26 protein-coding genes are annotated in these 26,814 nt (G+C 62.5%); 8 read left to right on the top strand and 18 right to left on the bottom strand.

Translation table 11 applies throughout. The annotated features are described in order from the left end of the window. Window position 1 precedes the first annotated feature (1 nt). Window positions 2–1,666: a ShlB/FhaC/HecB family hemolysin secretion/activation protein gene (locus FQ668_RS02235; RefSeq protein ID WP_053868085.1), complete on the top strand. Its 1,665-nt coding sequence runs from the start codon at window positions 2–4 to the stop codon at window positions 1,664–1,666. A 72-nt stretch (window positions 1,667–1,738) separates the two neighbouring features. Here FQ668_RS02235 and FQ668_RS02240 read toward each other — a convergent pair whose 3' ends face one another. From FQ668_RS02240 to FQ668_RS02280, 8 genes are all read right to left on the bottom strand, one after another. Next, window positions 1,739–2,515, bottom strand: coding sequence for a response regulator transcription factor (locus FQ668_RS02240; protein WP_053868091.1), 777 nt, complete (start codon window positions 2,513–2,515; stop codon window positions 1,739–1,741). A gap of 119 nt (window positions 2,516–2,634) precedes the next feature. Next, window positions 2,635–3,105: a prepilin peptidase gene (locus tag FQ668_RS02245; protein ID WP_010951848.1), complete on the bottom strand. Its 471-nt coding sequence runs from the start codon at window positions 3,103–3,105 to the stop codon at window positions 2,635–2,637. 305 nt (window positions 3,106–3,410) lie between these two features. Continuing rightward, the gene (locus FQ668_RS02255) at window positions 3,411–3,980 is read right to left on the bottom strand and encodes a DUF4136 domain-containing protein (protein ID WP_010951849.1); all 570 of its coding nucleotides are present in this window, start codon (window positions 3,978–3,980) and stop codon (window positions 3,411–3,413) included. Window positions 3,981–3,999: 19 nt separating this feature from the next. After that, on the bottom strand, window positions 4,000–4,635 hold the full coding sequence (locus FQ668_RS02260) for a DUF4136 domain-containing protein (RefSeq protein WP_014589558.1): 636 nt from the start codon (window positions 4,633–4,635) through the stop codon (window positions 4,000–4,002). A gap of 22 nt (window positions 4,636–4,657) precedes the next feature. Then, complete coding sequence (locus FQ668_RS02265) at window positions 4,658–5,407, bottom strand: methyltransferase domain-containing protein (RefSeq protein WP_144179868.1); 750 nt, start codon at window positions 5,405–5,407, stop codon at window positions 4,658–4,660. Beyond that, complete coding sequence (locus FQ668_RS02270) at window positions 5,404–5,709, bottom strand: MazG-like family protein (RefSeq protein ID WP_003255298.1); 306 nt, start codon at window positions 5,707–5,709, stop codon at window positions 5,404–5,406. The genes FQ668_RS02265 and FQ668_RS02270 overlap by 4 nt, the downstream gene beginning before the upstream one ends. Before the next feature lie 76 nt (window positions 5,710–5,785). After that, the gene (locus tag FQ668_RS02275; RefSeq protein WP_041166834.1) at window positions 5,786–6,637 is read right to left on the bottom strand and encodes a MaoC/PaaZ C-terminal domain-containing protein; all 852 of its coding nucleotides are present in this window, start codon (window positions 6,635–6,637) and stop codon (window positions 5,786–5,788) included. 2 nt (window positions 6,638–6,639) lie between these two features. Then, window positions 6,640–7,992 (bottom strand): 3-oxoacyl-ACP reductase, encoded by a 1,353-nt coding sequence (locus FQ668_RS02280; RefSeq protein WP_144179870.1) that lies wholly within the window; start codon window positions 7,990–7,992, stop codon window positions 6,640–6,642. Window positions 7,993–8,109: 117 nt separating this feature from the next. Between FQ668_RS02280 and FQ668_RS02285 the strand changes: the two genes are divergently transcribed. Both FQ668_RS02285 and FQ668_RS02290 read left to right on the top strand, forming a co-directional pair. Then, window positions 8,110–9,387 (top strand): acetyl-CoA C-acetyltransferase, encoded by a 1,278-nt coding sequence (locus FQ668_RS02285; protein ID WP_144179872.1) that lies wholly within the window; start codon window positions 8,110–8,112, stop codon window positions 9,385–9,387. Window positions 9,388–9,476: 89 nt separating this feature from the next. Beyond that, window positions 9,477–10,256: a helix-turn-helix transcriptional regulator gene (locus FQ668_RS02290; RefSeq protein ID WP_019438050.1), complete on the top strand. Its 780-nt coding sequence runs from the start codon at window positions 9,477–9,479 to the stop codon at window positions 10,254–10,256. A gap of 92 nt (window positions 10,257–10,348) precedes the next feature. Here the strand turns inward: FQ668_RS02290 and FQ668_RS02295 are convergent, their stop codons facing one another. The 4 genes from FQ668_RS02295 to FQ668_RS02310 form a co-directional block, all read right to left on the bottom strand. Then, window positions 10,349–12,292, bottom strand: coding sequence for a methyl-accepting chemotaxis protein (locus FQ668_RS02295; protein ID WP_014589564.1), 1,944 nt, complete (start codon window positions 12,290–12,292; stop codon window positions 10,349–10,351). A gap of 167 nt (window positions 12,293–12,459) precedes the next feature. After that, on the bottom strand, window positions 12,460–12,870 hold the full coding sequence (cueR, locus tag FQ668_RS02300; protein ID WP_014589565.1) for a Cu(I)-responsive transcriptional regulator: 411 nt from the start codon (window positions 12,868–12,870) through the stop codon (window positions 12,460–12,462). Next, window positions 12,867–15,266: a heavy metal translocating P-type ATPase gene (locus tag FQ668_RS02305; protein ID WP_144179874.1), complete on the bottom strand. Its 2,400-nt coding sequence runs from the start codon at window positions 15,264–15,266 to the stop codon at window positions 12,867–12,869. Before FQ668_RS02305 ends, cueR begins: the two co-directional genes overlap by 4 nt. A gap of 52 nt (window positions 15,267–15,318) precedes the next feature. After that, complete coding sequence (locus tag FQ668_RS02310) at window positions 15,319–15,705, bottom strand: hypothetical protein (protein ID WP_014589567.1); 387 nt, start codon at window positions 15,703–15,705, stop codon at window positions 15,319–15,321. A gap of 145 nt (window positions 15,706–15,850) precedes the next feature. On the opposite strand from FQ668_RS02310, the gene FQ668_RS02315 reads away from it, so the two are divergent. Next, complete coding sequence (locus FQ668_RS02315) at window positions 15,851–16,048, top strand: heavy-metal-associated domain-containing protein (protein WP_014589568.1); 198 nt, start codon at window positions 15,851–15,853, stop codon at window positions 16,046–16,048. A gap of 107 nt (window positions 16,049–16,155) precedes the next feature. Continuing rightward, window positions 16,156–17,337, top strand: coding sequence for a multidrug effflux MFS transporter (locus FQ668_RS02320; protein WP_003255285.1), 1,182 nt, complete (start codon window positions 16,156–16,158; stop codon window positions 17,335–17,337). On the opposite strand, the gene FQ668_RS28945 is transcribed toward FQ668_RS02320, so the two are convergent. Next, window positions 17,288–17,485 (bottom strand): hypothetical protein, encoded by a 198-nt coding sequence (locus FQ668_RS28945; RefSeq protein WP_076403763.1) that lies wholly within the window; start codon window positions 17,483–17,485, stop codon window positions 17,288–17,290. The genes FQ668_RS02320 and FQ668_RS28945 overlap by 50 nt on opposite strands. 489 nt (window positions 17,486–17,974) lie before the next feature. Here FQ668_RS28945 and FQ668_RS02330 point away from each other — a divergent pair, with 489 nt between their 5' ends. Then, a complete protein-coding gene (locus FQ668_RS02330) occupies window positions 17,975–18,688 on the top strand; it encodes a helix-turn-helix transcriptional regulator (RefSeq protein ID WP_019438054.1) in 714 nt (237 codons plus the stop codon). Between the two features lie 20 nt (window positions 18,689–18,708). On the opposite strand, the gene FQ668_RS02335 is transcribed toward FQ668_RS02330, so the two are convergent. From FQ668_RS02335 to FQ668_RS02355, 5 genes are all read right to left on the bottom strand, one after another. After that, window positions 18,709–19,656 carry an adenosine deaminase gene (locus FQ668_RS02335; RefSeq protein ID WP_010951862.1) on the bottom strand — a complete coding sequence of 316 codons (948 nt, stop codon included), beginning with the start codon at window positions 19,654–19,656 and terminating at the stop codon, window positions 18,709–18,711. An 86-nt stretch (window positions 19,657–19,742) separates the two neighbouring features. Beyond that, window positions 19,743–20,429 (bottom strand): SDR family oxidoreductase, encoded by a 687-nt coding sequence (locus FQ668_RS02340; RefSeq protein ID WP_144179876.1) that lies wholly within the window; start codon window positions 20,427–20,429, stop codon window positions 19,743–19,745. Between the two features lie 367 nt (window positions 20,430–20,796). Further along, on the bottom strand, window positions 20,797–21,381 hold the full coding sequence (locus tag FQ668_RS02345) for a YigZ family protein (RefSeq protein WP_014589572.1): 585 nt from the start codon (window positions 21,379–21,381) through the stop codon (window positions 20,797–20,799). 9 nt (window positions 21,382–21,390) lie between these two features. After that, on the bottom strand, window positions 21,391–22,053 hold the full coding sequence (locus FQ668_RS02350) for a TetR/AcrR family transcriptional regulator (RefSeq protein WP_003255279.1): 663 nt from the start codon (window positions 22,051–22,053) through the stop codon (window positions 21,391–21,393). 90 nt (window positions 22,054–22,143) lie between these two features. Next, a complete protein-coding gene (locus FQ668_RS02355; protein ID WP_026031902.1) occupies window positions 22,144–23,064 on the bottom strand; it encodes a LysR family transcriptional regulator in 921 nt (306 codons plus the stop codon). 115 nt (window positions 23,065–23,179) lie between these two features. Here FQ668_RS02355 and FQ668_RS02360 point away from each other — a divergent pair, with 115 nt between their 5' ends. Further along, window positions 23,180–24,526, top strand: coding sequence for an aspartate aminotransferase family protein (locus tag FQ668_RS02360; RefSeq protein WP_014589574.1), 1,347 nt, complete (start codon window positions 23,180–23,182; stop codon window positions 24,524–24,526). A 69-nt stretch (window positions 24,527–24,595) separates the two neighbouring features. After that, window positions 24,596–26,089, top strand: coding sequence for a CoA-acylating methylmalonate-semialdehyde dehydrogenase (locus tag FQ668_RS02365; protein WP_003255276.1), 1,494 nt, complete (start codon window positions 24,596–24,598; stop codon window positions 26,087–26,089). The last annotated feature ends 725 nt before the right edge of the window (window positions 26,090–26,814 follow it).

Here is a 26,814-nt window from a genome sequence, read left to right on the forward strand (position 1 = left end):
TATGCGTCCTCTGGTCGTGCCCCTGATGTTGCTGCTTTGGGCACTTGCTGCCCAAGCCGACCCGTTGCCGGGGTTTCTCGACAGCCATGAATACGAGCGGCGTCTGCCCAGCGCCAACCTGCCGATGACGAATTACTCCCCTGTGAGCCCCCATATACGGCTGGCCGGGGCGGCTATCGAAAACCCCGACTGGGCCCCGGCCAACACCCGGCTGGTACTGCATAAAGTGCGCTTCGAGGGCGGCACGGTGTTCCCCTTGGGCGACCTGCGCGAACACTATCAGCCACTGATCGGGCGCGAAACCACGTTGGGTGAATTGCAGCAATACACCCAGCGCCTGACCCAACGCTACCGGCAGGAGGGCTACTTGCTGTCGTATGCCTACCTGCCTCCTCAGGATGTGGCCGATGGCAGGGTCAACGTGGTGCTGGTCGAAGGTTACGTACGTGATTACCGCGTGGACGGCGATATTGGGCCGGCAAGCGAGTATTTGCAGCAGTTGCTGGCGCGCATTGAGGCCGAGCGCCCACTGACCCGCGAAACGCTGGAGCGCTATCTGGGCCTGGCTACGCGCATGCCAGGGGTCGTGATAGAGGCCGAACTGGCAGTGGCGCGGGCTGCTGATGGTGTCGCCCGGCTGACCGTGCATGCGCGGCGCACGCCGCTCAGCGCTGCTGTGACCGTGGCCGACTCCAGCCGTGATGCTGCACAGGCCCTGATCACCGTAGCCAGCAATGCCCAGACCCGCCATGGCGAACGCGTCACGGCCAGCTGGCTGCTGCCCCCTGGCAATGACCGGGTCTACTACCAGCGTCTCGATTACAGCCAGTACCTGGACGCCGCCGGTAGCCAACTGCTGCTGTCGGCGTCGCGCTACCGCAGCGAGCCCGGCACGCGCATACGTTTGGACGATGGCCGCGATATCACCCGCGAGCACGACAGTGAGCGCTATGCGATCGGCCTGCGTCAGCCGGTGGTTGTAAGGCCGAATGAGTGGCTGGCGGTGCAGGGCCACCTGTACTCGGTCAGTGAGCATGATGAAGACCGGATGGCCGAGCAGCCACCGTCTCGCAAGTACGACACCTATGTGCGGGCGCTGTCATTCGAAGGTGACTGGCGCAAGGTGGAGCAGGGGCGTTTGCGTATCGTCAGTGCCGGGGTCCATCAGGGGCTGGACTACCTGGGGGCACGCAGCGATGCTGACTACGATCTCGACTTCCTGCGCTTGCGGCTTTCCGGTTTGCAGAGCGACACCCTGTTGGAAAACTGGCAGGGGGTGGTGTCCGGGGTGTTTTACTGGAGTGACGATCGCTTGCCCGACAGCGAGCGAGCGGGGTTTGGCGGGCAGAATTTCGGGCGCGGTTACCCGCGCGATCAGGCGGACGGTGACAAGGGTTGGGGTGTGGCCTACGAGCTCAACTACAGCGTGCGCAGTAGCTGGCTTGCGCGGGTTCAGCCCTATGCGGTGGTGGATACCGCTCAGGCCTGGCACAACCGGGGACCGGTGGAGGACGCCCATCTGGCTTCGGTGGCGCTGGGTGTGCGGTTAGGGGGTGGGCATATGTTCAATGTGGCGCTGGAGGTGGCCAAGCCGTTGGCGGATGTGGCGCTGGATAGCCTGGACCGTCGGCCTCGGCTGTCGTTGAACCTGGCGATCCAGTTGTAGCAGGCAACTATGGGCTTGCAGGAGCAGCCTCTCGCAGCGCAGGCCGCTCCAGAATGATGTGCCGAGCCTTCCTCAATGGGTCGTGAACCGCTGGTGCACGGGCGACGAGCTGGGGGTCAGCGCCAGAGCCAGCTGGGTGCGGTTGTGCATATGCGTCAAACGCAATACCTGAGACACATAGAGCTTCACGGTGTTTTCGGTAATGCCCAGTTCACAGGCGATCTGGTAATTGGTCTTGCCCTTGCTAACCAGTCGCGCCACTTCCAGCTGGCGTGGTGACAGCTTCTCGAACGCTGGTGGCAGCTCGCTTTCGCTTTCTTCTGCATCACTGGCACGCCGGTGGGTGCCTTGGCCACGGGCTTTTTCCAGGTCCTGATACAGTTCGTCCACCGACTCGGCCAGTTCCTGCAAGCGCTGGTTCAACCCACCCAGATCACGAAGATTGCGCTGGCGCTCCAGCAAGGCCTCTTCCTGCCGGCGGACGCCTGCCAGCAGTTCATCGAGGTCCATCGGCTTCTGGTAGTAATCGGCAAAACCTTCGCGTAGCGCGCGGATCAAGTCCTGTTTCTCGGCACGCCCAGTCAGCATGATGGCTTCGAACATGCGCTTGTTGCCATTGATCTCCTTCAAGGCGCGCACCAGCTCGACGCCATCCCGTTCGGGCATGTGCAGGTCACAGATGAGCAGGCCGATGCTAGGGTCTGCCACATAGTGCTCGATCGCTTCGTCGGTCGAGAGGGCTGTTACGCAGGTATAGCCCTTGGTTTCGAGAAATTCACTCAGTTGTTCGACAATGACCGGTTGGTCATCAACCACCAACACCTTTACATCACTCACTGGTCTGGACACAATCAACTCCCTGTTCTTGTACGGCCCTGCTCCCGTGCCAGACGCTCTGGCAGCTTAAAAATAGTCGCACTCAGCGAATATGTACAAGGCGTGTACAGGTTATCGGACCACTGGAAGGCTTACTGGATCCATACGGCCGTTAGAAGAAAACCTGATAACACATAGGGGACGAATGCCTGCTTGTCGCCCATTTCTTCGGTCAGGGCCTGCAAACGCTTCTTTACCTTGGGGTTGAGCAGAGTCCACAGGCGGCGGCGGGTCAGTAGCCAGACCAGTACAGTGACACCCGCGCCAATGAAGGTGCCGAGCACATATTGCGGGCTGGTGGCCAGGGCCAGGGCGCCCATCAGCTTGACGTCGTCGGCGCCGAAGCGGCCGAGCATGTAGCCTGGCAGGGTCAGCAGCATGACGATGGCCAGCGCCCAACCGGCCTCGCTGGCTTCGGCGCCTATCCAGCTGTGACCGGTGCTGAACAGCCAGGCCAGGGCGCAGCCAGCCGCCCCCAGGGTCAGCACGTTGGAGATCTGGCGTTGACGCACATCCTGTTCGGAGCACAAGGCAAGCCACAGCAGGAGAACAATGCTTTGCATTGGCAGGTCGCCTTTCCCAAATGTTGAACACTTCTACCCGGTCAGTCAGGTTTCCTTAAAAGAAGATAGACGGGAACGTGCGGGGGAGTGCGGTTGGCATCGGAAAAAAGGCGTGCGTGGAATGGATTTTGTCGTAGCTGACACAGGCCAGGCCGGTGACGCAGTCGTACTCGGAATCGCCATCTATGTAGGCGTGGGTTCACCCGCGAACATCCGCGAAGCCGGTGCCATGCACCGGGCCAATTGCTTCGCGGATAAACCCGCTCCCGCCGGGCCACGGTGCATGCAAAAGCCGCGTTCCAACGCTATTTTTTGCTGCCCGGTGGGTAGTTGCCCAGCACCTTGGCCACGGTGTTGCGGATTGCGCTGTTACGTTCTTCCGGGCTTGGCGGGTAGTTGTTCATGATCTGCTCGGCACTGCCGCGCCATACCAGCTTGCCGTCACGCCCATCGAACATGTCGACCTGGATGGTGGCGACCTTGTAGTCGACACTGCGGGTTTCGTTGTACATCGGGCCACCCCAGTAGCCGCCCCAGTAGCCACCCCAGCCACCGCCGTAGTTGGTGGTGATCTGTTGTTGGCGCTGCTCCACGATCAGGTATGTGCGTACTGTCAGGTCGGGCCGCGCTCCGCCTTGTACCGGGCGCAGGCCGCGCTGGTCGAGTTGGTCTGCTACCGCCTGGCGAATGCGCTGCTCGGTGAGGTCGCTCTTGATCCGTGGGTCATCCGGGCGGTACTGCAGGCCTGGCTCCTGCCATGCCCAGCTACGGTAGGCGGCAAAATCGCGGCTGGCATCGAAATCCTGCTGGACGTTGTTGCTCGAGCAGGCAGCGAGCAACAACGCGAATGACAGTAGAACGAGACGGCGCAACATGATGGTTCTCCGTTAGCTATTAACTGGGAGGATAGCCGCTGAGCGCCTTGTGCACAGAGTCGCGCAAGGCACTTTCGCGTTCGCGGGGCGAGTCCTTGTTGCTGCTGCTCTCGGCGCTGGCGCTCCAGACCGGCTGGCCGCTGCGGGCGTCGTACAGGTCGATGCGCACCACCAGGACTTCGACCTCGTAGGTACGCACGATGGGCACGCTGGCATAGCCTCCATAACCGTGGCGGTAGCCGCCATAGCCGACCCCCCCATAGGGATACGGCCCGTAGTAGGGGTCGTAGGTGTCGTAGTCACGTACTTGGCGCAAGCGTTTTTCCAGGCGCATATCGGCGCTCACCAGCAAGTCGCCAGGGCCTGCGCGAGAGGGGCGCAGGCCATGCTGGTCGAGCGCACCGCTGACGGCATCGGCCAGTTGCGCCGGGTCGGCATCGACAGCGCCGCTGGGCAACTGGCCGTTGCGCCAGCTCCAGCTGCGGTAGTGCCCATAATCACGAGCGGGCGCAGGGTAAGCACTGGCGTCGAAGGTGGTGGCCGCCTGGGCGGGGGCCGGTGGTAACGGGCGGCTGCTGGCCACATACGGGTTGCTGCCCTGGCAGCCAGCCAGGGCAATGGGCAGCAGGGCCAGGCACAACAGACGGTACGGCATGTGTTCCTCCCGGCGCGGCGGATTAGCGGGGGCGGCAGACCCAGTGCAGGTAGCGGCCAAGCCCGGCGAAGGTGGGGTGGCGGCGGTGGGCCAGTTCCATTTCCAACAGGTCGAGCAGCTCGGCCTTGCCCTGGAATTCCTTGGGCATGTAGTCGTGAAACACCCGCACGCCGCTTTCGCTTTCAACCAGCCACATAGGCTCAAGTTGCGCCTTGAGTTCGCGTGGATCAAGCGGTTTCTGAGGGGTCAGGCTCTGCTTTTCACCTTCCAGCCGGTTGCTGCGCAACTTGCGGAAATGGCCCTTGAGCAGGTTGCGATAGACCAGGGCGTCGCGGTTGTAGAAGGCCAGCGATAACCAGCCGTCGGGGGTCGTGAGCTGGTGCAGCACCGGCAGGATGCTCTCGGGGTCGGCCAGCCATTCGAGCACGGCGTGGCAGAGCACCAGGTCGTAGCGCTCGGTCAGCTGGCCGAGCAGGTCTTGCCAGGGCGCCTGGATGAAGGTCGCGGTCTGGCCGGCTTCGGCAAAGCGTGCCTTGGCGCCGTCGAGCATGGGCGCCGCAGGTTCGGCCAGGGTCAGCTGGTGGCCGCGCTCGGCCAGCCACAAGGCCATGTGGCCCAACCCGGCGCCGATGTCGAGGATGCGTAGCGGGCGGTCGGGTAGCGCTTCGGCCAGGTCGGCCTGCAGCACGGCCAGGCGGATCGCACCCTTGGCGCCGCCATAGATCTTTTCGGCAAAGCGGGTGGCCAGTTCATCGAAATGACGGTCGTTCATCGGGCGAAGCGCCTCTCGCTGTCGGCCAGCTTGGCACGCACCACCTGGTCCATGTCCAGACCCAGTTCGCTGCACAGCAGCAATAGATAGAGCACCACGTCACCGATTTCCTGGCCGGCGTGGGCCAGTTTGTCGGCAGGCAGCTGGCGCGATTCGTCCTCGCTCAGCCACTGGAAGATTTCTACCAGTTCGGCCATTTCGACGCTGGCGGCCATGGCCAGGTTCTTCGGGCTGTGGAAGCCGCGCCAGTCATTGGTATCGCGGATCTGATGCAGGCGTTGGGTGAGTTCTTGCAGGTTCATCGGGGTCTCCTATTGCTGCATAGCTTCTGCCCAGGCCCGATGCAAAGCAAGCGTATACCGCCAGGACAGGCCCGGCCTACAAGCACTCCCAACGGCCGACCATATGCAGCACGTCCCCGTGCCCGTCCAGGCGCAGTTGGCCCGAAGGGCCCGCTTCACTGGCACTGAGCACCACCTCTGAAGGCAACCTGACCGGCTTGCGGAAGTCCACCTCAAACGCATAGCCACTGTGCGGCAAGTGCCCGCGCAGCGCGGCCAAGGCCATGGCCTTGGTCCACATGCCATGGGCAATGGCCGTGGGAAAGCCGAACAACCGCGCACTGACGGCACTGAGATGGATAGGGTTGTAATCCCCGCACACCTTGGCATAACGCCGGCCGATATCACTGTCGGCGTACCAGCGGGTGGCCTCGGGCAACGGACCAGGCTCAGGGTCGGCGGGCTCACTTGCCTCGCCTTCCAGGGCCAAGCCACGCACCAACATGCGGCTGGTCTCGCGCCAGAGCAGGCCGATGCCATCTTCAGCCTCGGTGACCAGGTCGAAGGTGCCCCCTTTGGCATGGCGCTGCAGGTTGTGCGCGTACACCGCAAAGCGCAGCCCTTCGACAGCACCAAGCGGGCGCAGCACTTCGATGCGGTTGTGCAGGTGTACCAGACCAAGCAGCGGGAAGGGGAATTCATCGGCCGTCATCAGCTGCAATTGCAGGGCAAACGCCATCACATGTGGATAGGTCCCCGGCAGGCGGCCATCATCGGGAAAGTGGCAAAGCCTTCGATAGGCCCCCAGATTGCCCGGCTGGACCCGAATGAAACAGCGCAGGCCATCGTCCGGCAGCCGGTCGCCGCTGATGGAACGTTTGCTGGCTGCGCGCAGGTACAGGCTGGCGCGGGCGGCCGGGTTGTGCAGGTCGTGCCATTGTCGGCTCATGTTCAAGCCCCCATCAGTGCTTGGCCGCACACCCGCAGCACCTGGCCGTTGACCGACCCGGACCCTGGCTGGCTGAGCCACGCAATGGCTTCGGCGACATCCTGCGGGCGCCCACCCTGGCCCAGCGAACTCAAGCGCCGGCCCGCCTCGCGCAGGCCCATGGGCATGGCTGCAGTCATGTGGGTTTCGATGAAACCGGGGGCGATGGCGTTGATGCTGCCACCGCGCTCGGCGAGCCGTGGCGCCCAGGCCTGGGCCAGGCCGATCAGCCCGGCCTTGCTCGCGGCATAGTTGGCCTGCCCGCGGTTGCCGGCAATGCCGCTGACCGAGGCCAGCAGGGTGATGCGCGCGCTTTCCCCCAGCGCGCCGTTGTCATACAACGCCTGGGTGAGCACTTGCGGTGCCTTGAGGTTCACGGCCAGCACGGCGTCCCAGTATTCCGGCGTCATGTTGGCCAGCGTCTTGTCGCGGGTGATACCGGCGTTGTGCACCACGATATCGATGCCGTCGGGCAAGGCCGCGAGCAGTTGGGTTGCTGCATCGCTAGCGCATATATCCAGTGGCAGTGCCTTGCCGCCGAGGCGTGCAGCAAGGGCGTCGAGGTCCTGGCTGGCCTGCGGTACATCCAGCAGCAGCACATCGGCGCCGTCCCGCGCCAGGGTTTCCGCAATGGCGGCGCCGATGCCCCGCGCAGCCCCTGTGACCAGCGCGCGGCGGCCACCGAGTGGGCGGGTCCAGTCCTCCACCTGGCTGGTGCAGGCTTGCAGGCGCAGTACCTGGCCAGAGATGAAGGCACTCTTTGGCGAGAGGAAGAAGCGCAGGGCGCCTTCCAGCTGATCTTCGGCACCGGGGGCGACATACAGAAGCTGGGCAGTGGCGCCATTGCGCAGTTCCTTGGCCAGTGAGCGGCTGAAGCCCTCAAGGGCACGCTGTGCAACGCTGGCCAGTGGGTCGTCGAGGCCTTCCGGTGCACGGCCCAGTACCAGTACATGGGCGCATGGGGCCAGACTGCGTAGCAGCGGCTGGAAAAATTCACGCAACTGCTTCAGTGCATCGCTGTCGGACAAGTGACTGGCGTCGAATACCACGGCCTTGATTTTTGGCCCCAGGCCGGCCACCCAGGCTTCAGCCTGCAGGTTGTCGGCATTGAAGCTGTATACCTCGTCAGTGAGGCGCGGGGCGATGGCTTCGATCTGCTTCGCCAGTGGCCCGCCACCCAGTACCAGGGCACCTTCCACCGGCCGCAGGCGGCCAGCCTGCCAGCGCTCCAGTGGCGCCGGGTGTGGCAGGCCAAGGGCATCCACGAGGCGGCGGCCGAGATTGGAGTTGGCAAAACCGAGGTAGCGATCGCTCATGAGGGGTCTCCCGAAAGGCAAGCTTGAAAGTGTGGACCAACTTTGCGGCAGGGTCGTTCGAATGCGGTAAAAACACCTAGGCTGTACCGAACAAATTGTTTCAGGAGGAACACGCGCATGCGTTCAACTCGCCGGGTCGCGATTCTGGGCGGCAACCGGATCCCTTTCGCCCGCTCCAATGGCGCCTACGCTACGGCCAGCAACCAGGCGATGCTCACGGCCGCGCTTGAAGGCTTGATCGAACGCTATCGCCTGCACGGGCTGCGGTTGGGCGAGGTGGTGGCCGGTGCGGTGCTCAAGCACTCGCGCAACATGAACCTGACCCGCGAGTGCGTGTTGGGTTCGCGCCTGTCACCGCAGACCCCGGCCTATGACATCCAGCAGGCCTGCGGTACCGGGCTGGAGGCTGCGCTGCTGGTGGCCAACAAGATTGCCCTGGGGCAGATCGACTGCGGTATCGCTGGCGGTGTCGACAGCACCTCCGATGCGCCGATCGCCGTCAACGAAGGCTTGCGCCATATATTGCTGCAGGCCAACCGTGGTAAAAGCCTTGGCGAGCGGTTCAAGCCTTTCCTCAAGCTACGGCCTCACCACCTGAAACCCGAGCTACCACGCAATAGCGAGCCGCGTACGGGGTTGTCGATGGGCGAGCATTGCGAGCGCATGGCCCACACCTGGCGCGTTGCCCGCGCCGAGCAGGACGAATTGGCGGTGCTTAGCCACCAGAAGCTGGCCGCAGCCTATGCCGAGGGTTGGCAGGACGACCTGTTGACGCCGTTTCTTTCGCTGACACGGGACAACAACCTGCGCCCCGACCTTAGCCTTGAGCAGTTGGCCAGACTCAAACCAGCCTTTGACCGCAGCGGGCAGGGCACGTTGACGGCCGGTAATTCCACGCCGTTGACCGATGGTGCTTCGCTGGTGCTGTTAAGCAGTGAGGCGTGGGCGCAGCAGCAGGGGTTGCAGGTGCTTGCCTATCTGGTCGATGGCGAAACCGCTGCGGTGGATTTTGTCACGGGGCGCGAAGGGTTGTTGATGGCGCCGGTGTATGCCGTGCCGCGCTTGCTGGCACGCAATGGCCTGACGCTGCAGGACTTTGACTATTACGAAATCCACGAAGCCTTTGCTGCCCAGGTGCTGTGCACGCTCAAGGCCTGGGAGGATGCCGATTACTGCCGTGAGCGGTTGGGCCTGGAGGCGCCGCTTGGCGCCATCGACCGCAGCAAACTCAACGTCAAGGGCAGTTCGCTGGCGGCCGGGCACCCGTTTGCGGCAACCGGTGGGCGGATATTGGCCAGCCTGGCCAAACTGCTGGCGACGGCGGGTAAGGGGCGCGGGCTGATTTCGATCTGTGCGGCAGGCGGGCAAGGGGTGACCGTTATCGTCGAGCGCTGAAGCACCTCCAGGGTAACTGCAGACGCGGCGTGTGCCTCGATCATGATCCAGCTGTTAGGCTTGTCTGGTCAGAACTAAAAGAAAATACCATGCCGATGATCGGACACCCCCGCGCTATCCCCGCGCTGGAACACCTGCCCAGACCTCTCTACGCCCGTGCCGAAAGCCTTGGCGCCGGTTCGTGGACCACTCGTCACCAGCACGACTGGGTGCAGTTCTCGTACGCCATCAGCGGTGTCCTTGGCGTGTACACACGCGACGGCAGTTACTTTGCCCCACCGCAGTGGGGGGTATGGATCCCTGCCGATGCCGAGCATGAAGTGATCACCTCGATGCAAGCCGAGATGCGCAGCCTGTATGTGCGCCGCGATGCCTGCCCATGGGCGCCGGAACAATGCCGAGTGCTGGAAGTCACGCCGCTGGCGCGCGAGCTGATCAAGCAGTTCTGCCTGTTCCCGGCAGATTACCCAGAGGGTGACAGCGCCGAGGCGCGTCTGGTAGCGGTGCTGCTCGATCAGTTGCGCACCTTGCCGGAAGTCGGGTTCTCGCTGCCTTTGCCCCGCCATCCTGGTTTGCTGGCGCTATGCAATGGCTTGATCGCTGCACCGGACAAGCCGCAGACCTTACAGCAATGGGCGCGGGAGCTGGGGTGTTCGGAGAAGACGCTGATGCGGCTGTTTCAGCGGGAGACGGGGTTGAGCTTTCGTAATTGGCGCCAGCGCATGCGGCTGTTGTCGTCGCTGGCGTTGCTGGAGGCGGGGGAGAATGTGACCGAGGCGGCGCTGGGGTGTGGGTATGACTCCACGTCGGCCTACATTGCGGCGTTCAAGCAGCTGTTTGGCGCAACACCGGGGGAGTTGAAGCTTTAATTCAGGGTTACTTGTGCCGGCCTCTTCGCGGGTAAACCCGCTCCTACAGGGGGCGCGTTACCACCCGCGAAAGGGCCGGCACAGGCCACACTTCAGGTGCGGAACCTGCGCACCAGCGTATCCAGCTCATTGGACAACCCGGCCAGGCTCTCGGAGTCCTGGCGCGCCGCCTGGGCCAGCTCGGCCACCAACTGCGCATCCCCGTGAATCTGGCTGATGTGCCGGTTGATGTCCTCAGCCACCTGATGCTGTTCTTCGGCTGCCGTGGCGATCTGGGTGTTCATGTCACGGATCACGTCCACCGACTCACGGATCTGCCCGAAGCTGTCGCGGGCAAGACCAATGCGGCTGACCGACTGCTGCGACACTTCCAGGCTGGCGTGCATCTGCTCGGCCACTTCGGCGGTACGGCTGGCCAGGTTGCCCAGCAAACCGTCGATTTCGGCGGTGGAGTCGGCAGTACGCTTGGCCAGCGCCCGCACTTCGTCGGCAACCACGGCAAAGCCGCGGCCCTGCTCACCGGCACGGGCCGCTTCGATGGCAGCGTTCAGGGCTAGCAGGTTGGTTTGTTCGGCAATCGAACGGATGGTGCCGAGGATCGACTGAATGGCGTTGCTGTCACGCTCCAGCTGTTGAATCGACTGGGCCGATTGCTCGATTTCGTGGCTCAGGCGATCAACGCTGTGTACTGCTGCATCGATCTGTTGCTGCCCTTCGCGGGCCTGCTGCTGGCCGCTGTCGGCCGACTGCGCCGCCTGGCTGCAAGACCGTGCCACTTCATTGGCGGTGGCGACCATTTCGTGGAAAGCGGTGGAAACCATGTCCACGGCTTCGCGCTGGCGGCCGGCCGCCTCGGCCATGTCGCTGGAGACGCGGGTCGAGCTGCTGGAAGTGCTGAGGATCTTGCTGGCAGCCGTGCCGATGTGCTGGATCAGGCTGCGAATGGCACCGAGGAACTGGTTGAACCAGCTGGCCAGTTGCGCGGTTTCGTCGCGGCCGCGGATTTCCAGGTTGCGGGTCAGGTCACCCTCACCTTGGGCAATGTCTTCCAGGCCATTGGTAACACTGTTGATCGGGCGCACGATCAGTTTGGCGAAGGTCGCACCGACTACCGCGAACAGCGCGGCCAACACCACAGCGACGATGCCGATCAGCCAGGTCAGCCGGGTGGTGGTCTGCATCACTTCGCTTTGTTCGATCAGGCCGATGAAGGTCCAGCCCAGTTGCTGGTCGGGGTAGACGTTGGCCATGTAGTGCACGCCATTGAGTTCGACCTCGACCAGGCCTTTGCCGGCTTTGGCCAGCTTGGCATAACCGTCGCCAAAGCTTCCCAGCTGCTTGAAGTTGTGGGCGGCGTCGCGCGGGTCGACCATCACGTTGCCGTTGCTTTCCACCAGCATCAAGTAGCCGCTTTCGCCCAGTTTGATCTGCTTGACGATCTCGGTCAGGCCCTTGAGCGACACGTCGATGTTGACCACGCCGCCGGGGTTGCCCAGCTGGTTGGCCACGGTGCGCACGGTGCTGACCAGCACCGCATCGTCGGCGGCCCAGTAGTAGGCGCCGGTACGCAGTGTCTTGCCAGGGTTGGCCATGGCAAGTTGGTACCAGGGGCGCGTGCGTGGGTCATAATTGACAAACTTCTGGCCGGCCGGCCAGCCGGTGTAGCCGCCGTCATTCACCCCGTAGGACAGGTAGGCGTAGGCGGGATGTGAGTTGGCCAGGCGAGTCATGAAGTCGAGAATTTTGCTGGCCTGCTCGCCCAGTTCGTAGGACGGGGTTGCGCTCATGTACTTGTTCAGCTCGCTGCCCGTGGCGGCAACCATTGGCTGGGAAGCCATGTACTCGACGTTCTGGTTGATCCCCTGGAAGAAGATGTTCATCGCGTTGCTGACCTGGCGGATTTCCCGGCTGCTGCTGTCGAGGAATCCGTCGCGGGCTTCGCCGCGCAGGTTGATGACCACCAGGGTGGCTACGAGAACGATGGGCAAGCCGGCGATGACCGCGAATGCCCAGGTCAGTTTCTGTTTGATGCTCATCGACGCTCCCGGAATTGTTATTTTCGACACACGAGGCAGGTAGCAACTACATCGGCAGCATCCGGGTTTTATGAAGCCAAAACGCCCGTATTTATTGGATAAAGTCGTGGTTGGTGACTATTCGGTCGTGTTTGGACATTTATGGCATGCCAAAGGCGTGTGGCAGCTCAGTGACAGCAGCTGCCCCCAGCGCCATTGGCCAGGTCTTTGAGGATCGGGCAGTCCGGGCGGTCGTCACCCTGGCAGTGCGAAACCAGCTCGCCGAGGGTGTCGCGCAGGCTCACCAGCTCCTCGATGCGCCGGTTCAGTTCATCGATGTGGTGCATGGCCAGCGCCTTCACATCGGCGCTGGCACGTTGACGGTCCTGCCACAAGGTCAGCAACTTGCCGACCTCTTCGAGGGAAAAGCCCAGGTCGCGGGAGCGTTTGATGAAGGCCAGGTTGTGCAAGTCTTGCGCCTGGTACAGGCGGTAGCCGCTGTCGCTGCGAGTGGCGGGTTTGAGCAGGCCGATGGATTCGTAGTAACGGATCATCTTGGTGCTGAGCCCGCTGCGGCGGGCGGCCTGGCCGATATTCATGGCGCCTCCTGGGTGCTGCTGGTGGGTTTCCACGTTTTAAGCCACAGTGCATTGCTGACGACGCTGACACTGGACAGGGCCATGGCGGCACCTGCCAGTACCGGGTTGAGGTAACCCAGCGCGGCGAGCGGAATGCCGATCAGGTTGTAGATGAAGGCCCAGAACAGGTTCTGGCGGATCTTCGCGTAGGTCTTGCGGCTGATTTCCAGCGCGGCGGGCACCAGGCGCGGGTCGCCACGCATCAGGGTGATGCCGGCGGCCTGCATGGCCACGTCGGTACCGCCACCCATGGCAATGCCGATGTCGGCCGCGGCCAACGCCGGGGCATCGTTGATGCCATCGCCAACCATGGCGACCACCCCATCCTGCTTGAGCGCGGCCACGGTCGCGGCCTTGTCGGCCGGTAGCACTTCGGCGTGCACATCGTCTATACCCAGTGCCTCGGCAACCACGTTGGCGCTGCCACGGTTGTCACCGGTCAGCAGGTGGCTGCTGATGTGTTGGGCGTGCAGGGTTTCGATGGCCTGCGCGGCGCCAGGCTTGAGGCTGTCACCAAAGGCGAACAGGCCCACCACTCTCGGTTGCGCGCTGCGCTCGATCAGCCACGACAGTGTGCGCCCTTCAGCTTCCCAGGCCTGGGCCTGGGCGGCCAACTCGCCGGGTTGCAGACCGCTTTCGTCAAGCAGTCGGCGGTTGCCCAGCGCCAGTTCACGGCCTTCAACGCGACCGGCAATGCCGCGCCCGGTCAGCGACTGGCTGTCCGCAACGCTTGGCACGTCCAGCCCTTGCTCTGCACAGGCCACCAGCACCGCCTTGGCCAGCGGGTGTTCACTCCCACGCTGCAGGGCGCCGGCCAGGCGGTGCAGGTTGGCGCTGTTGCCGTCCAGCGCCTGGCTGTGAACCACCCGCGGGCTGCCGGAGGTGAGGGTGCCGGTTTTGTCGAACACTACGCGGTTGACCGCATGAGCACGCTCCAGAGCTTCGGCATCCTTGATCAGGATGCCGTGGCGGGCGGCGACCCCAGTACCGGCCATGATCGCGGCGGGCGTGGCCAGGCCGAGGGCGCAGGGGCAGGCGATGACCAGCACGGCGACGGCGTTGATCAGCGCGGTTTCCAGCGGTACCCCAGCCAGCCACCAGCCGATCAAGGTGATCAGGGCCAGTAACAGCACGGCCGGGACGAACACCTGGCTGACACGGTCGACCAGCTTCTGGATCGGCGCTTTGGCGGCCTGGGCGTCTTCCACCAGGCGGATGATGCGCGCCAGCACGGTCTCGGTGCCCAGCGCCCGGGTACGCACCAGCAGCCGGCCTTCACCATTGATGGCGCCACCGGTGACGCTGTCGCCGGGTTGTTTGGGCACTGGCAGGCTCTCGCCGCTGATCAGGGCCTCATCGGCATGGCTGCTGCCGTCTTCGACCACGCCGTCGACCGGGAAGCGTTCGCCGGGCTTGACCAGTACCAGGTCGCCCAAGCGCAACTGGGCGATGGCCACGTCCTCTTCCACGCCGTCGACCACGCGCAGGGCGCGTTCCGGGCGCAGGGCTTCTAGGGCTCGGATGGCACTGGCGGTCTGGCGTTTGGCGCGGCTTTCCAGGTACTTGCCCAGCAATACCAGGGCAATCACCACGGCTGAGGCTTCGAAGTACAGGTGCGGGGCCATGCCGGCAGGAGCCTGTGCCCATTGGTACAGGCTCAGGCCATAACCAGCGCTGGTGCCCAAGGCCACCAGCAGGTCCATGTTGCCGGCGCCGGCGCGCACAGCCTTCCAGGCTGCAATGTAGAAGCGGGCACCGAGAATGAACTGTACGGGTGTGGCCAGCAGGAACTGCGCCCAGGCGGGTAGCATCCAGTGCAAGCCGAACGGTTGTACCAGCATGGGTAATACCAGCGGCAGGGCCAACAGCAAGGCTGCACCGACTGCCAGGCGCTCGTTGCGCAGGCGGCGCTGGACAGTGCTTTGGTCGTCCTTGGTCGATTGCGGCAGGCTGGCGCTGTAGCCTGCCTTTTGCACAGCGTCGATCAGCAGATTGTCATCAAGGGCCGCAAGCACTTCGAGGTGCGCGCGTTCGCTGGCCAAGTTGACGCTGACCCGCTCGACCCCGGCCAATTTGCCTAGGGCGCGCTCTACTCGGCCGACGCAACTGGCGCAGGTCATGCCGCCTATCTGCAGTTCGAGGGTGCGGGTTGGTACCCCATAACCGGCCTCGCGCACGGCTTCGACCAAGGCTGGCAGGCTGGCAGGCGGGGCCAGAACCCGAGCTTTTTCAGTGGTAAGGTTTACGCTGACCTGTTCAGCGCCTGTGACCTTGCGCAGAGCGCGCTCGACCCGGCCAGCACAGCTGGCGCAGGTCATGCCGGAGATCGGCAGGTCGTATGTGGTGGATGCGGGCATGGCTCTCCTCCTTGGACAGGCCTCCAGCATCAACCTTGCCACGCAGGCAAGGTCAATAGCCCAGGTCGGCTCGTTTCAACTCCAGCCCATATTGCCCCATGGCGATGCGGTATTTGTTGATCTGGCCCGCCTGCAGATTCAAACGCGTGCTGCGCTGGTCCTCTATACCTGCAGCGCAACCCGGCATTTGCCCAGGCAGCAGGCGCAGGCGCACATCCACCGGGCCAGGCGGCAGGTTGAACGAGGTGGACTGCTCCTGGAAAACGCGCCCGGCAAGCTGGTCATTGAGGTACACGCCGATTTCGCAACTGGTGGCCACTTCCAGGCGCTCCCGGGAAATGATCAGTACGCTGTAGGCCGAGTTGCCCTCGGCGAAAGCCGGTGGCACCACAGCCAGTGCGCCCAAGAGCCCGACGACGCCCAATGCTGCCCTGAACATGAAAAATCTCCTGCTTGCCTGATCGTCAAAAGCGCAGCTTGGCCGACGCGGGCGCTGATTTCCACCCCGGGTTTTGCAGGCAGTGCTTGACCTTACCCTGATGGCAAGCTTGAGACTTGTGAAAAACCTGAAGGAGGTAACCCCCATGCAAGTGTTCAATGTACAAGGCATGACCTGCGGCCATTGCGTGAAAGCCGTGACCCGGGCGGTGCAGGAGCAGGATGCGGCAGCCAGGGTGGAAGTTGATCTGGCAGGCAAACAGGTGCGTGTGCAGAGCGAGTTGGCGCAGGAGCAGATTCTCACTGCGATTCGCGATGAGGGGTATCAGGCCGAACTCGCCTGAAGACCTGATTGCTCCCACCGGGGGTAACAGTGTTGCAAATCTTTTCACATTGACAGGGTCCACAGCAGGTAGAATCAGCCACTTGCTTAGCCTGCTATGGATTCCTGATGAACCTGCGAATGGTGCTCATCCTGGGCGCACTCAGTGCGTTCGGGCCCTTGGCGATCGACTTTTACCTGCCAGCCTTCCCGGCCATGGCGCAAGCGTTCGCCACCGATGAAAAACACGTCCAGGCCACGTTGGCCGCCTACTTCCTGGGCCTGTCTATCGGGCAGTTGGCCTATGGGCCGGTTGCCGACCGCTTTGGCCGACGCAAACCGCTGATGTTCGGCGTTACGCTGTTCACCTTGGCATCACTGGCCTGTGCCTACGCCCCCAACCTCGACACCTTGGTGGTGGCGCGTTTCATCCAGGCACTGGGTGGTTGTGCCGGCATGGTGCTTTCGCGGGCCATCGTCAGCGACAAGTGCGACCCGGTAGCTTCAGCCAAAGTGTTTTCGCAGCTGATGCTGGTCATGGGCTTGGCGCCGATCCTGGCACCGATGCTGGGTGGGGTGCTGGTGAACCTGGCCGGCTGGCAGTCGATCTTCCTTGCTCTGAGCCTGTTCAGCGCCGGCTGCCTGCTGGCAGTAAGCCTGGGCCTGCCGGAAAGCCTGCCTGAGCATATACCCCGCCAGCCGCTATCTGGCGCCTTGCGCCAGTACCTGCGGCTGCTGGCTGACCGGGTTTTTCTCGGCCATGCCCTGACCGGCGGTATCGCCATTGCCGGCATGTTTGCCTATATCGCCGGTTCACCTTTCGTGTTTATCAAACTGTATGGCGTGCCCGCTGAGCACTACGGCTGGCTGTTCGGCACCAACGCCGCAGGTTTTATTCTGGTGGCGCAGGTGAACGCCCGCCTTCTGGCCAAACGCGGGCCGGCCTTCCTGCTGGGCCGTGCGGTATGGCTGTATCTGGTTGCGGGCCTGGTGCTGCTGGGCGTGGCGGCGTTGCGCCCTGCGCAACTGTGGCCGCTACTGGTGCCGCTGTTCATCTGTATCGCCAGCCTTGGTTGCATCATTCCCAATGCTTCGGCCTGCGCCATGAGTGGACAGGGCGCGCGTGCCGGCAGCGCCTCGGCACTGATGGGCTGTGTGCAGTTCAGCGTAGCTGCGGGTGCTGCGGCGCTGGTCGGGCTGCTGCATGACGGCAGTGCGGTGCCAATGGCAATCGTGATCAGCCTGTGCGGGGCGCTGGTGGTCAGTGTCGCGCTGTTGACCCGACGTCTGCAGGCCAAGGCTCCCGCATGAGGGGGTGAGGTGCCTGCAGCCTGGTTTCCAGCGTGGCGACGAAGGCGCGCGCCTCAGCCTCGCTGCGGAAACTGACCACATGCTGATCGAGCTGGACTTGCCAGGGGCAGGCGGGGTTTCGGCTCGACGCACTTACGATAATTTTCATCGCGGCATACCTCCAGGAAGGGGAGCCGCTCAAGTGTAGCGCTGGCCCGCCGGCCTGCCATGACACGGCTTCAGCGTCCTGACTGACGGTAAGTGTGTGCATTCTCCTGGCGGTGTTTCCTACTTTGGGCGCAATGCCTGCAAACCCGCAGAACCTTCGCTTTGTTTCGCGCTATTTGTGGAAGGTTGCTGTGGGCCACATCTGAAATGGCTGCAAGTTTGTTTTCATCAAGATGTTTCAGCGCGTTTGTGTGGGCGTACCGGTGCCTTGGTTGACTTGGTTCCGGGGCGTTTTCGAAGCCGCTTCGCTGCTTGCCATGGGTAGGCATACCCAGTGGTTTTTCGTCATGAGTACGACGGCACCTGGTCGTCTGACCGGCGTTTTTCTGCGGCTTATACTGGCGAGCCAGGCCAGTGCCAGCGAGAGGCGCTTCCCTGGCAGGGTTGGCCATCGCATCCCCACCGTGAACTTGCAGGGAGTTACAAGGACATGAACGCAGCCAGCAGTATCAGCCAAATTGCCAGCCTGATGGCCGACCCCAAGCGCAGTGCCATGTTGTGGGCATTGATCGATGGCACACCACGGTTGGCCAATGAGCTCGCGATAATGACTGGCCTGACTTCATCGTCAGCCTGCGCACACCTTTCGCTGCTGTCGTCGGCCGGTTTGCTCAGGCATGAAGCCAGGGGCCGCAAACGTTACTTCTGCTTGGCTACCCCGCAGGTCGGAGCAGCGGTAGAGGCCTTGGCCAGCGTACAGCTGGAAAGCGCCAGGGGAGAGCGTGCCGAAGCGCCGGTATCGTCGCTGCCCCTGTCAATGCGCCGGGCGCGCCGTTGTGGCGATCACCTGGGTGGGGAGTTGGCCAGTGAGTTGTACCATCGCATGGTGGTGGCTGGCTGGTTGGAAGGCAGCGGACGGCACTTGAGGGTCAGTGACGAGGGGCGGGCGCAGTTGGCCTTGGTCGGGGTGTACATCGATGCCCTGGCGCCACACCAGCAACGAGGTTGCGTGATCTGCCGCTGCACCGAATGGAATGACCAGGGCCCGCATCTGGGGGGCGTACTGGGCCAGGCCTTGTTCAGGTTGTTCCTTCAATCTGGCTGGATGCGCGAGTTGGAGGACTCGCGGGCTTTGCATATTTCGGCGCTGGGTATCCAGCAGATCAATCGCATAGCCCGCGTGGCGACGTTGCAGGTCGGTTGAGCGCAACGTCGTCATGCTACTCAAACCAGCCGTGCGTCCAGGCTGTTCTGCGCCAGGCGACGTGCCTGGTCTTCGGTCATGCCCAAGTGGGTGTGCAGGGCATGGAAGTTCTCCGTGACGTAGCCACCGAAGTAGGCCGGGTCGTCCGAGTTGACCGTGACTTTCACACCACGCTCGAGCATGTCGAGGATGTTGTGTTGGCTCATGTGGTCGAACACGCAGAGCTTGGTGTTGGACAGCGGGCACACCGTGAGCGGGATCTGCTCGTCGATGATGCGCTGCATCAGGCGCTCGTCCTCGATGGCGCGCACGCCATGGTCGATACGTTTGATCTTCAGCAGGTCGAGGGCTTCCCAGATGTACTCAGGCGGGCCTTCTTCGCCAGCATGGGCAACGGCGACGAAGCCTTCGCTACGGGCGCGGTCGAACACCCGCTGGAACTTGCTGGGTGGGTGGCCCATCTCCGAGCTGTCCAGGCCTACGGCAATGAACGCATCGCGGAACGGCAATGCCTGATCGAGGGTCTTTTGCGCTTCATCCTCGCTGAGGTGGCGCAGGAAGCTGAGGATCAGGCCGCTGCTGATGCCCAGTTGCTCGCGGCCATCCTTGAGCGCCTGGCTGATGCCGTTGAGCACCACTTCGAAAGCAATGCCGCGGTCGGTGTGGGTCTGCGGGTCGAAGAAGGGTTCGGTGTGGATCACGTTCTGGGCCTTGCAGCGTTGCAGGTAGGCCCAGGTCAGGTCGTAGAAGTCCTGCTCGGTGCGCAGCACGTCGGCGCCCTGGTAATACAGGTCGAGGAACTCCTGCAGGTTGTTGAAGGCATAGGCACCGCGCAACGTCTCCACATCGGCCCAGGGCAAGGCGATCTTGTTGCGCTCGGCCAGGGCGAACAGCAACTCGGGCTCCAGCGAGCCTTCCAGGTGCAGGTGCAGTTCGGCCTTGGGCAGGGCGTTCAACCAGTCATACATAGTGGTTCATCTCAATCAGGTACGGTTGCGGCCATTCTACAGGGGCCGGCCGGGCAATGCGCCCAGCCGGGCTGCGACCTGGTGAATCACCAGACCAAGGGCTCGCCCTTGTAGTTGATGAAGCGCAGGCCGCCCTTGCCGCTTTGAGCCTTGATCTGTTCGATCATGCCGCGGGTGCTGGTGAGCACATCGATATCGGCGTTTTCGCCACCCATGTCGGTTTTCACCCAGCCCGGGTGCATGGCCAGCACGCACAGGTCCGGGCGCTGCTGCTCAACAAAGAAGCTGTTGATCATCGAGTTCAGTGCCGCCTTGCTGGCCTTGTACAGGCAGATTTCGCCACCGTCGGGGATGGTGACGCTTCCCAGGATCGAGCTCATGAAGGCCAGCACACCACTGCCTTCGCGTATTTGACCCACCAAGCGGCGAGCCACGCGTATCGGCGCCACGGCGTTGGTCATGAACAGATCGCCAATGTCGCTGTTGTGTACTGCCTCCAGGTCTTGCGGCAGGGGGCCCATGACCCCGGCGTTGACGAATATCAGGTCGAACACCTGGCCTTGCAGGCGTTGCTGCAGGCTATCGAGCTGAACGGTGTCGTTCATTTCCAGCTGCTCGATGCGCACGCCGGGCACGTTCGCCAGGTCGCCGGGCTGCTGCGGGTTACGGACGGTGGCAGTGATGTGCCAGCCGTCTTCGTGCAGGCGTTGTACCAAGCCCAGGCCAAGCCCGCGCGAGGCGCCGATGATGAGGGCAGTTCTTGAATTAGCCATAGGAACATTCCTTTATCGGTGTAGGAGAAAGGAATTGAGCATACGCCACGGCGAATACGCGTGCCTGGTTTGCATCTGGTTAAAAAATGTTCAGTTTTGTCTGGGCCTTGCGGGGCCGGGCGCTTCGCCCGTTGACGCACGGGTTATCCACAAGCTGGTCCACAGTTATTGTGTGCAAGGTGAGCAAGGGGGGGCGGCTTGGATGGGCGGTTCGCTGGGGATAAGTCGCGCACTTTCAGCAGTTTACGACTGTCATCAAATAGTGATCAAAATATGATCAAAGCTCTGGGGGCCTCGAAATCACTAGCCTGCAAGAGAGTGCCCCAAGCTTATCCACAGGCGGGCCCACAGTTGTTGTGGGCAATGTTCAGTGTGCTTCGAGCAAAATACGCCCGCGGCTCAGGTCCGCCAATTGCTGTTGCAATGGCGCCAGGTGGGCGTCACCGAGGGCAATCACCAAGTCCACACCATTGGCGGTGAACTGTTCATCCAGGACCAGGCCGTCAACCTCGGCCAGACGCAGCTTCACCAGCGCCAGCTCGCTGAAACTGCAACTGCAGCTGAAATGGCTGCGCTGCACCAGTAGGCGTTTGGGCGCCTGTTGCAGGCACTTGTTGGCGCCGCCGCCATAGGCCCTGGCTAGGCCGCCGGTACCCAGCTGGATGCCGCCGTACCAACGGATAACCAGCACCACCACCTGGTCGCAGTCCTGCGCCTCGATGGCCGCCAGGATCGGCCGCCCTGCGGTGCCGCCGGGTTCGCCGTCGTCACTGCTGCGATACTGCGCGCCGAGTTTCCAGGCCCAGCAGTTGTGGGTAGCGGCCATATCGCTGTGACGTTCGATGAAACTCATCGCTTCGGCGGCGCTGCTGATCGGCCCGGCGAGGGTGATGAAGCGGCTTTTGCGGATTTCCTCGCGGTATTCGCAGAGGTCGAGCAGGGTAGAAGGCATAAAGAACGGTCAGGCAGCCGGCTTGATGCCGCAGCCCTTCAGAATGATGTGGATAAGGTTGTTGCTCGCGTCTTCCATGTCCTGCTTGGTCAGGCGGCTGCGGCCAGTCACCTGGCAAATCTGGGTGGCGAAGTCAGCGTAGTGCTGGGTGCTGCCCCAGAGCAGGAAGATCAGGTGTACGGGGTCGACCGGGTCCATCTTGCCTGCTTCGATCCAGGCTTGGAATACCGCAGCACGGCCGCGGAACCATTCGCGGTAATCGGCACTGAAGTATTCGGTCAGGCAGGTGCCACCGCTGATCACTTCCATGGCGAAAATGCGCGAAGCTTGCGGGTTGCGCCGGGAGAACTCCATCTTGGTGCGGATGTACTGGCTCAGAGCTTCACCGGGGTCGTCATCGACGCTCAAGGCGTTGAAGGTGCTGTCCCACAACTCGATGATGTTGCTGAGCACGGCGATGTACAGGCCCAGCTTGTTGGTGAAGTAGTAATGCAGGTTAGCCTTGGGCAACCCCGCCTTGAGGGCGATAGTGTTCATGCTGGTGCCCTTGAAACCATGGCGGGCGAATTCATCTTCGGCGGCCTGGATAATGGCCTGTTCGTTCTTCTGGCGGATACGGCCCGCGGGCTTGCCCGAGGCGGAGAGGCGATGCGCAGGGACTTCTAGGGTCATGGACGATTCCGTACGGGGCAGTGGCTGCGGCTGTGGGACAAGATTACCTGCCTGTGCCGAAGTGACAAGCGTTTGCGGCACAGACTGGCATCAACGTGTCGCAGCCAGGCTTTCGAGGAAGCTTTCCAACACCAGGTTGGGACGTCGGCCCTTGCGGGTAACCCAGCTCAGGCTCAGGTCATAAAAACGCTCCTTGGGCTTGAGCGCACGCAAACGGCCTTGCTGCACCCAGAACATGGCGTAGTGGTCGGGCAGGTAGCCGATATAGCGCCCGGTAAGGATGAGAAACGCCATGCCCTCGCGGTCAGAAGCACTGGCTGTGCAATTCAGTGCCTGGTAGTGCGCCTGGATGTCGGTCGGCAGGCGGAAGGTGGGGGTGATGGCTTCCTGGCTGTTGAGGCGCTCGTCGTCTATCTGCTGGTCGTCGGCGTAGAACAGCGGATGGCCAACCGCGCAGTACAGCAGCGAGCGTTCGCTGTACAACGGTTGGTACTCAAGCCCCGATAGGGGGCTGGTCTGTGGTACGACGCCAACGTGCAGGCTGCCGTCGAGCACGCCGTGCTCGACCTGGCTGGGGGCGATCATGCGGATCTGGATGCGCACATCAGGGCCCCGATCCTTGAGTTCCGCCAGGGCGTGGGTGATACGCATGTGTGGCAACGTCACCAGGTTGTCGGTCAGGCCGATGTTCAGCTCGCCGCGCAAATGCTGGTGCAGGCCGTTGACCTCGGTGCGGAAGCTTTCCAGCGCACTGAGCAGTTGCAGGGCTGAATGGTAGACCTCACGGCCTTCCTCCGTCAGCGAGAAACCAGCGCGACCGCGCTGACACAGGCGCAGGCCGAGGCGTTGTTCAAGGTCGTTCATCTGCTGGCTAATGGCCGAGCGACCAATGCCCAGTACGTTTTCGGCAGCGGAGAAGCCACCGCACTCGACGACGCTGCGATAGATCTTCAGCAGGCGGATGTCGAAATCGCTAACTTGGGCGAGTGGATCGGGTCTTCGGCTCATCAGTTTAGTCTCGGCCTGCCTGAAGGTTAGAAATGTAGGCTTTTTCAGACTCTATCGCCGTGCCAATTTAGCTGCAACAACATCCATCGTTGCCTAATCGTCTTCCGAGGAACCGCCGATGAACATGCCCGAAACCGCCCCCGCGGGTATCGCCAGCCAGCTCAAGCTGGACGCCCACTGGATGCCCTACACCGCCAACCGCAACTTCCAGCGCGACCCACGCCTGATCGTGGCGGCCGAAGGCAACTACCTGGTCGATGACCACGGGCGCAAGATCTTCGATGCCCTGTCTGGCCTGTGGACCTGTGGCGCAGGGCACACTCGCAAGGAAATCGCTGACGCGGTAACCCGCCAACTGAGTACGCTGGACTACTCCCCAGCGTTCCAGTTCGGCCACCCGCTGTCGTTCCAGCTGGCGGAAAAGATCGCCGAGCTGGTGCCGGGCAATCTGAATCACGTCTTCTATACCAACTCCGGTTCCGAGTGCGCCGATACCGCACTGAAGATGGTGCGTGCCTATTGGCGCCTGAAAGGCCAGGCAACCAAGACCAAGATCATCGGCCGTGCCCGTGGTTACCATGGCGTGAACATCGCCGGTACCAGCCTGGGTGGCGTCAACGGTAACCGGAAGATGTTTGGTCAGCTGCTGGACGTCGACCACCTGCCTCACACCGTGTTGCCAGTGAACGCCTTCTCCAAAGGCATGCCGGAAGAGGGCGGTATCGCGCTGGCTGACGAAATGCTCAAGCTGATCGAGCTGCACGATGCCTCCAACATCGCAGCAGTCATCGTCGAGCCGCTGGCCGGTTCGGCCGGCGTGCTGCCGCCGCCGAAGGGTTACCTGAAGCGTCTGCGTGAAATCTGCACCCAGCACAACATTCTGCTGATCTTCGACGAAGTGATCACAGGCTTCGGCCGCATGGGCGCGATGACCGGCTCGGAAGCCTTCGGCGTTACCCCGGACCTGATGTGCATCGCCAAGCAGGTGACCAACGGCGCCATCCCGATGGGCGCAGTGATTGCCAGCAGCGAGATCTACCAGACCTTCATGAACCAGCCGACCCCGGAATACGCCGTGGAATTCCCACACGGCTATACCTACTCGGCGCACCCGGTAGCCTGTGCCGCCGGTCTCGCCGCGCTGGACCTGCTGCAGAAGGAAAACCTGGTGCAGTCCGCGGCTGAACTGGCGCCGCATTTCGAGAAGCTGCTGCACGGCGTGAAGGGCACCAAGAATATCGTCGATATCCGTAACTACGGCCTGGCCGGCGCCATCCAGATCGCCGCCCGTGACGGTGATGCCATCGTTCGCCCATACGAAGCGGCCATGAAGCTGTGGAAAGCTGGTTTCTATGTTCGCTTTGGTGGCGACACCCTGCAGTTCGGCCCAACCTTCAATACCAAGCCGCAGGAACTGGACCGCCTGTTCGATGCGGTAGGCGAAACCCTGAACCTGATCGACTGATCTTTCCGATTTTGATGCCAGGCGCCCGTAGCGTGCGCCTGGCTCTCCTTTGTTTATCTGGAGTTTTGCATGAGCATTGTTCAGCACCTGATTCACGGCGAACTGGTTACCAAGGGTGAGCGCACCGCCGATGTCTTCAATCCGTCCACTGGGCAGGCCGTTCGCAAGGTCGAACTGGCCAGCCGCGCAACCGTGCAGGAAGCGATCGACTCGGCCAAGGCAGCCTTCCCGGCCTGGCGCAACACCCCTCCGGCCAAGCGCGCCCAGGTGATGTTCCGCTTCAAGCAACTGCTGGAGCAGAACGAAGCCAAGATTTCGCAGATGATCAGCGAAGAGCACGGCAAGACCCTGGAAGACGCCGCCGGCGAACTGAAGCGTGGTATCGAGAACGTCGAGTTCGCGTGTGCGGCCCCAGAAGTGCTGAAGGGCGAGTACAGCCGCAACGTCGGTCCGAACATCGACGCCTGGTCCGACTTCCAGCCGCTGGGCGTGGTTGCCGGTATCACCCCATTCAACTTCCCGGCCATGGTGCCGCTGTGGATGTACCCGCTGGCCATCGCCTGCGGCAACGCATTCATCCTCAAGCCTTCCGAGCGTGACCCGAGCTCGACCCTGTACATTGCCCAGTTGCTGCTGGAAGCCGGCCTGCCGAAGGGCATTCTCAACGTCGTGCACGGTGACAAGGAAGCGGTGGATGCGCTGATCGAAGCGCCGGAAGTCAAAGCACTGAGCTTCGTGGGCTCGACCCCGATCGCCGAGTACATCTATGCCGAAGGCACCAAGCGTGGCAAACGTGTACAAGCCCTGGGGGGCGCGAAGAACCACGCAGTGCTGATGCCGGATGCCGACCTGGACAACGCAGTCAGTGCACTGATGGGCGCGGCTTACGGTTCGTGTGGCGAGCGTTGCATGGCCATTTCGGTAGCCGTGTGCGTGGGCGACCAAGTGGCCGACGCCCTGATTGCCAAGCTCGAGCCACAGATCAAGGCGCTGAAGATTGGTGCCGGCACCTCGTGCGGCCTGGACATGGGGCCACTGGTGACTGCGGCAGCGCGTGACAAGGTCGTGGGTTACATCGATGACGGTGTTGCTGCTGGCGCCAAGCTGGTGGTGGATGGGCGTGGCTTCCGTGTGGCCGGTAATGAAGATGGCTACTTTGTAGGTGGCACCCTGTTCGACAAGGTGACCCCGGAGATGCGCATCTATAAAGAGGAGATCTTTGGCCCGGTGCTGTGCGTGGTCCGGGTGAATAGCCTGGAGCAGGCCATGCAGCTGATCAACGATCACGAGTATGGCAACGGCACCTGCATCTTTACCCGTGACGGTGAAGCGGCCCGTCTGTTCTGCGACGAGATCGAAGTGGGTATGGTGGGTGTGAACGTACCGCTGCCGGTGCCGGTGGCCTACCACAGCTTTGGTGGCTGGAAGCGCTCGCTGTTTGGTGACCTGCATGCCTATGGCCCGGATGGTGTGCGTTTCTATACCCGTCGCAAGGCCATTACCCAGCGTTGGCCGCAGCGGGCCAGCCATGAAGCGTCGCAGTTCGCATTCCCTAGCCTGTAGGGGAAGTAGATGAAGCGGGGAGGCCGTCAGGCCTCCCCGCTTTGTTTTTGGGGGGTGGTTTTTGCTGTTGTAGGGGGAGGTGTGGTGGGTATGTCTTGAGGTGGTTTTGGCGGTGAGATGTGTCTGCCATAACCCCTGCAGCGCCTGTGAGATCGAGCGCCGCCCGCGCGGCGCTTCGCGGGTAAACCCGCTCCTACGTTTGTTTCGGGCCAGTCCCTCCTGTGCCTGGCGCGCGCGACCGCCTTGTTGGTACGACGCGATATCGAGACAGGCACCAAGGCGTTCGCGCGCGAATCCCACAGGCATAATTGGCCCGAAACAAACGTAGGAGCGGGTTTACCCGCGAAGCGCCGCGCGGGCGGCGCTCGGTCTCACAGGCGCTGAAACTGTTGTGGCGAACACTTGGCAGCCCCGATACGGTCTTTTCCCCTTATATTTCACTTTCTTGAAATTAAAGGTTGACGCCCTCTCGAATCCCCTTATAATGCGCCCCACTTCCAGCGACAACGGAACGACAAACTCCTTGAGATTCAATGAGTTAGACGATTCGGAAGGTGCTGTAAGGGCTACGATCAAATGATCGAAAGTGGTTGAGATGATGGTTGACAGCGCTTTGAAGTGCTGTATGATTCGCATCCAGCTACGAGGGATCGCAGCGAGCCAAGTGTTTGAAGCTAAACGAGTTTCTCGCAAAAAACTTCAAAATAAACGCTTGACAGGCTCTG

Source organism: Pseudomonas sp. Kh14, from assembly GCF_900291005.1.
In the GTDB taxonomy this organism is placed as follows: Bacteria; Pseudomonadota; Gammaproteobacteria; order Pseudomonadales; family Pseudomonadaceae; genus Aquipseudomonas; species Aquipseudomonas alloputida.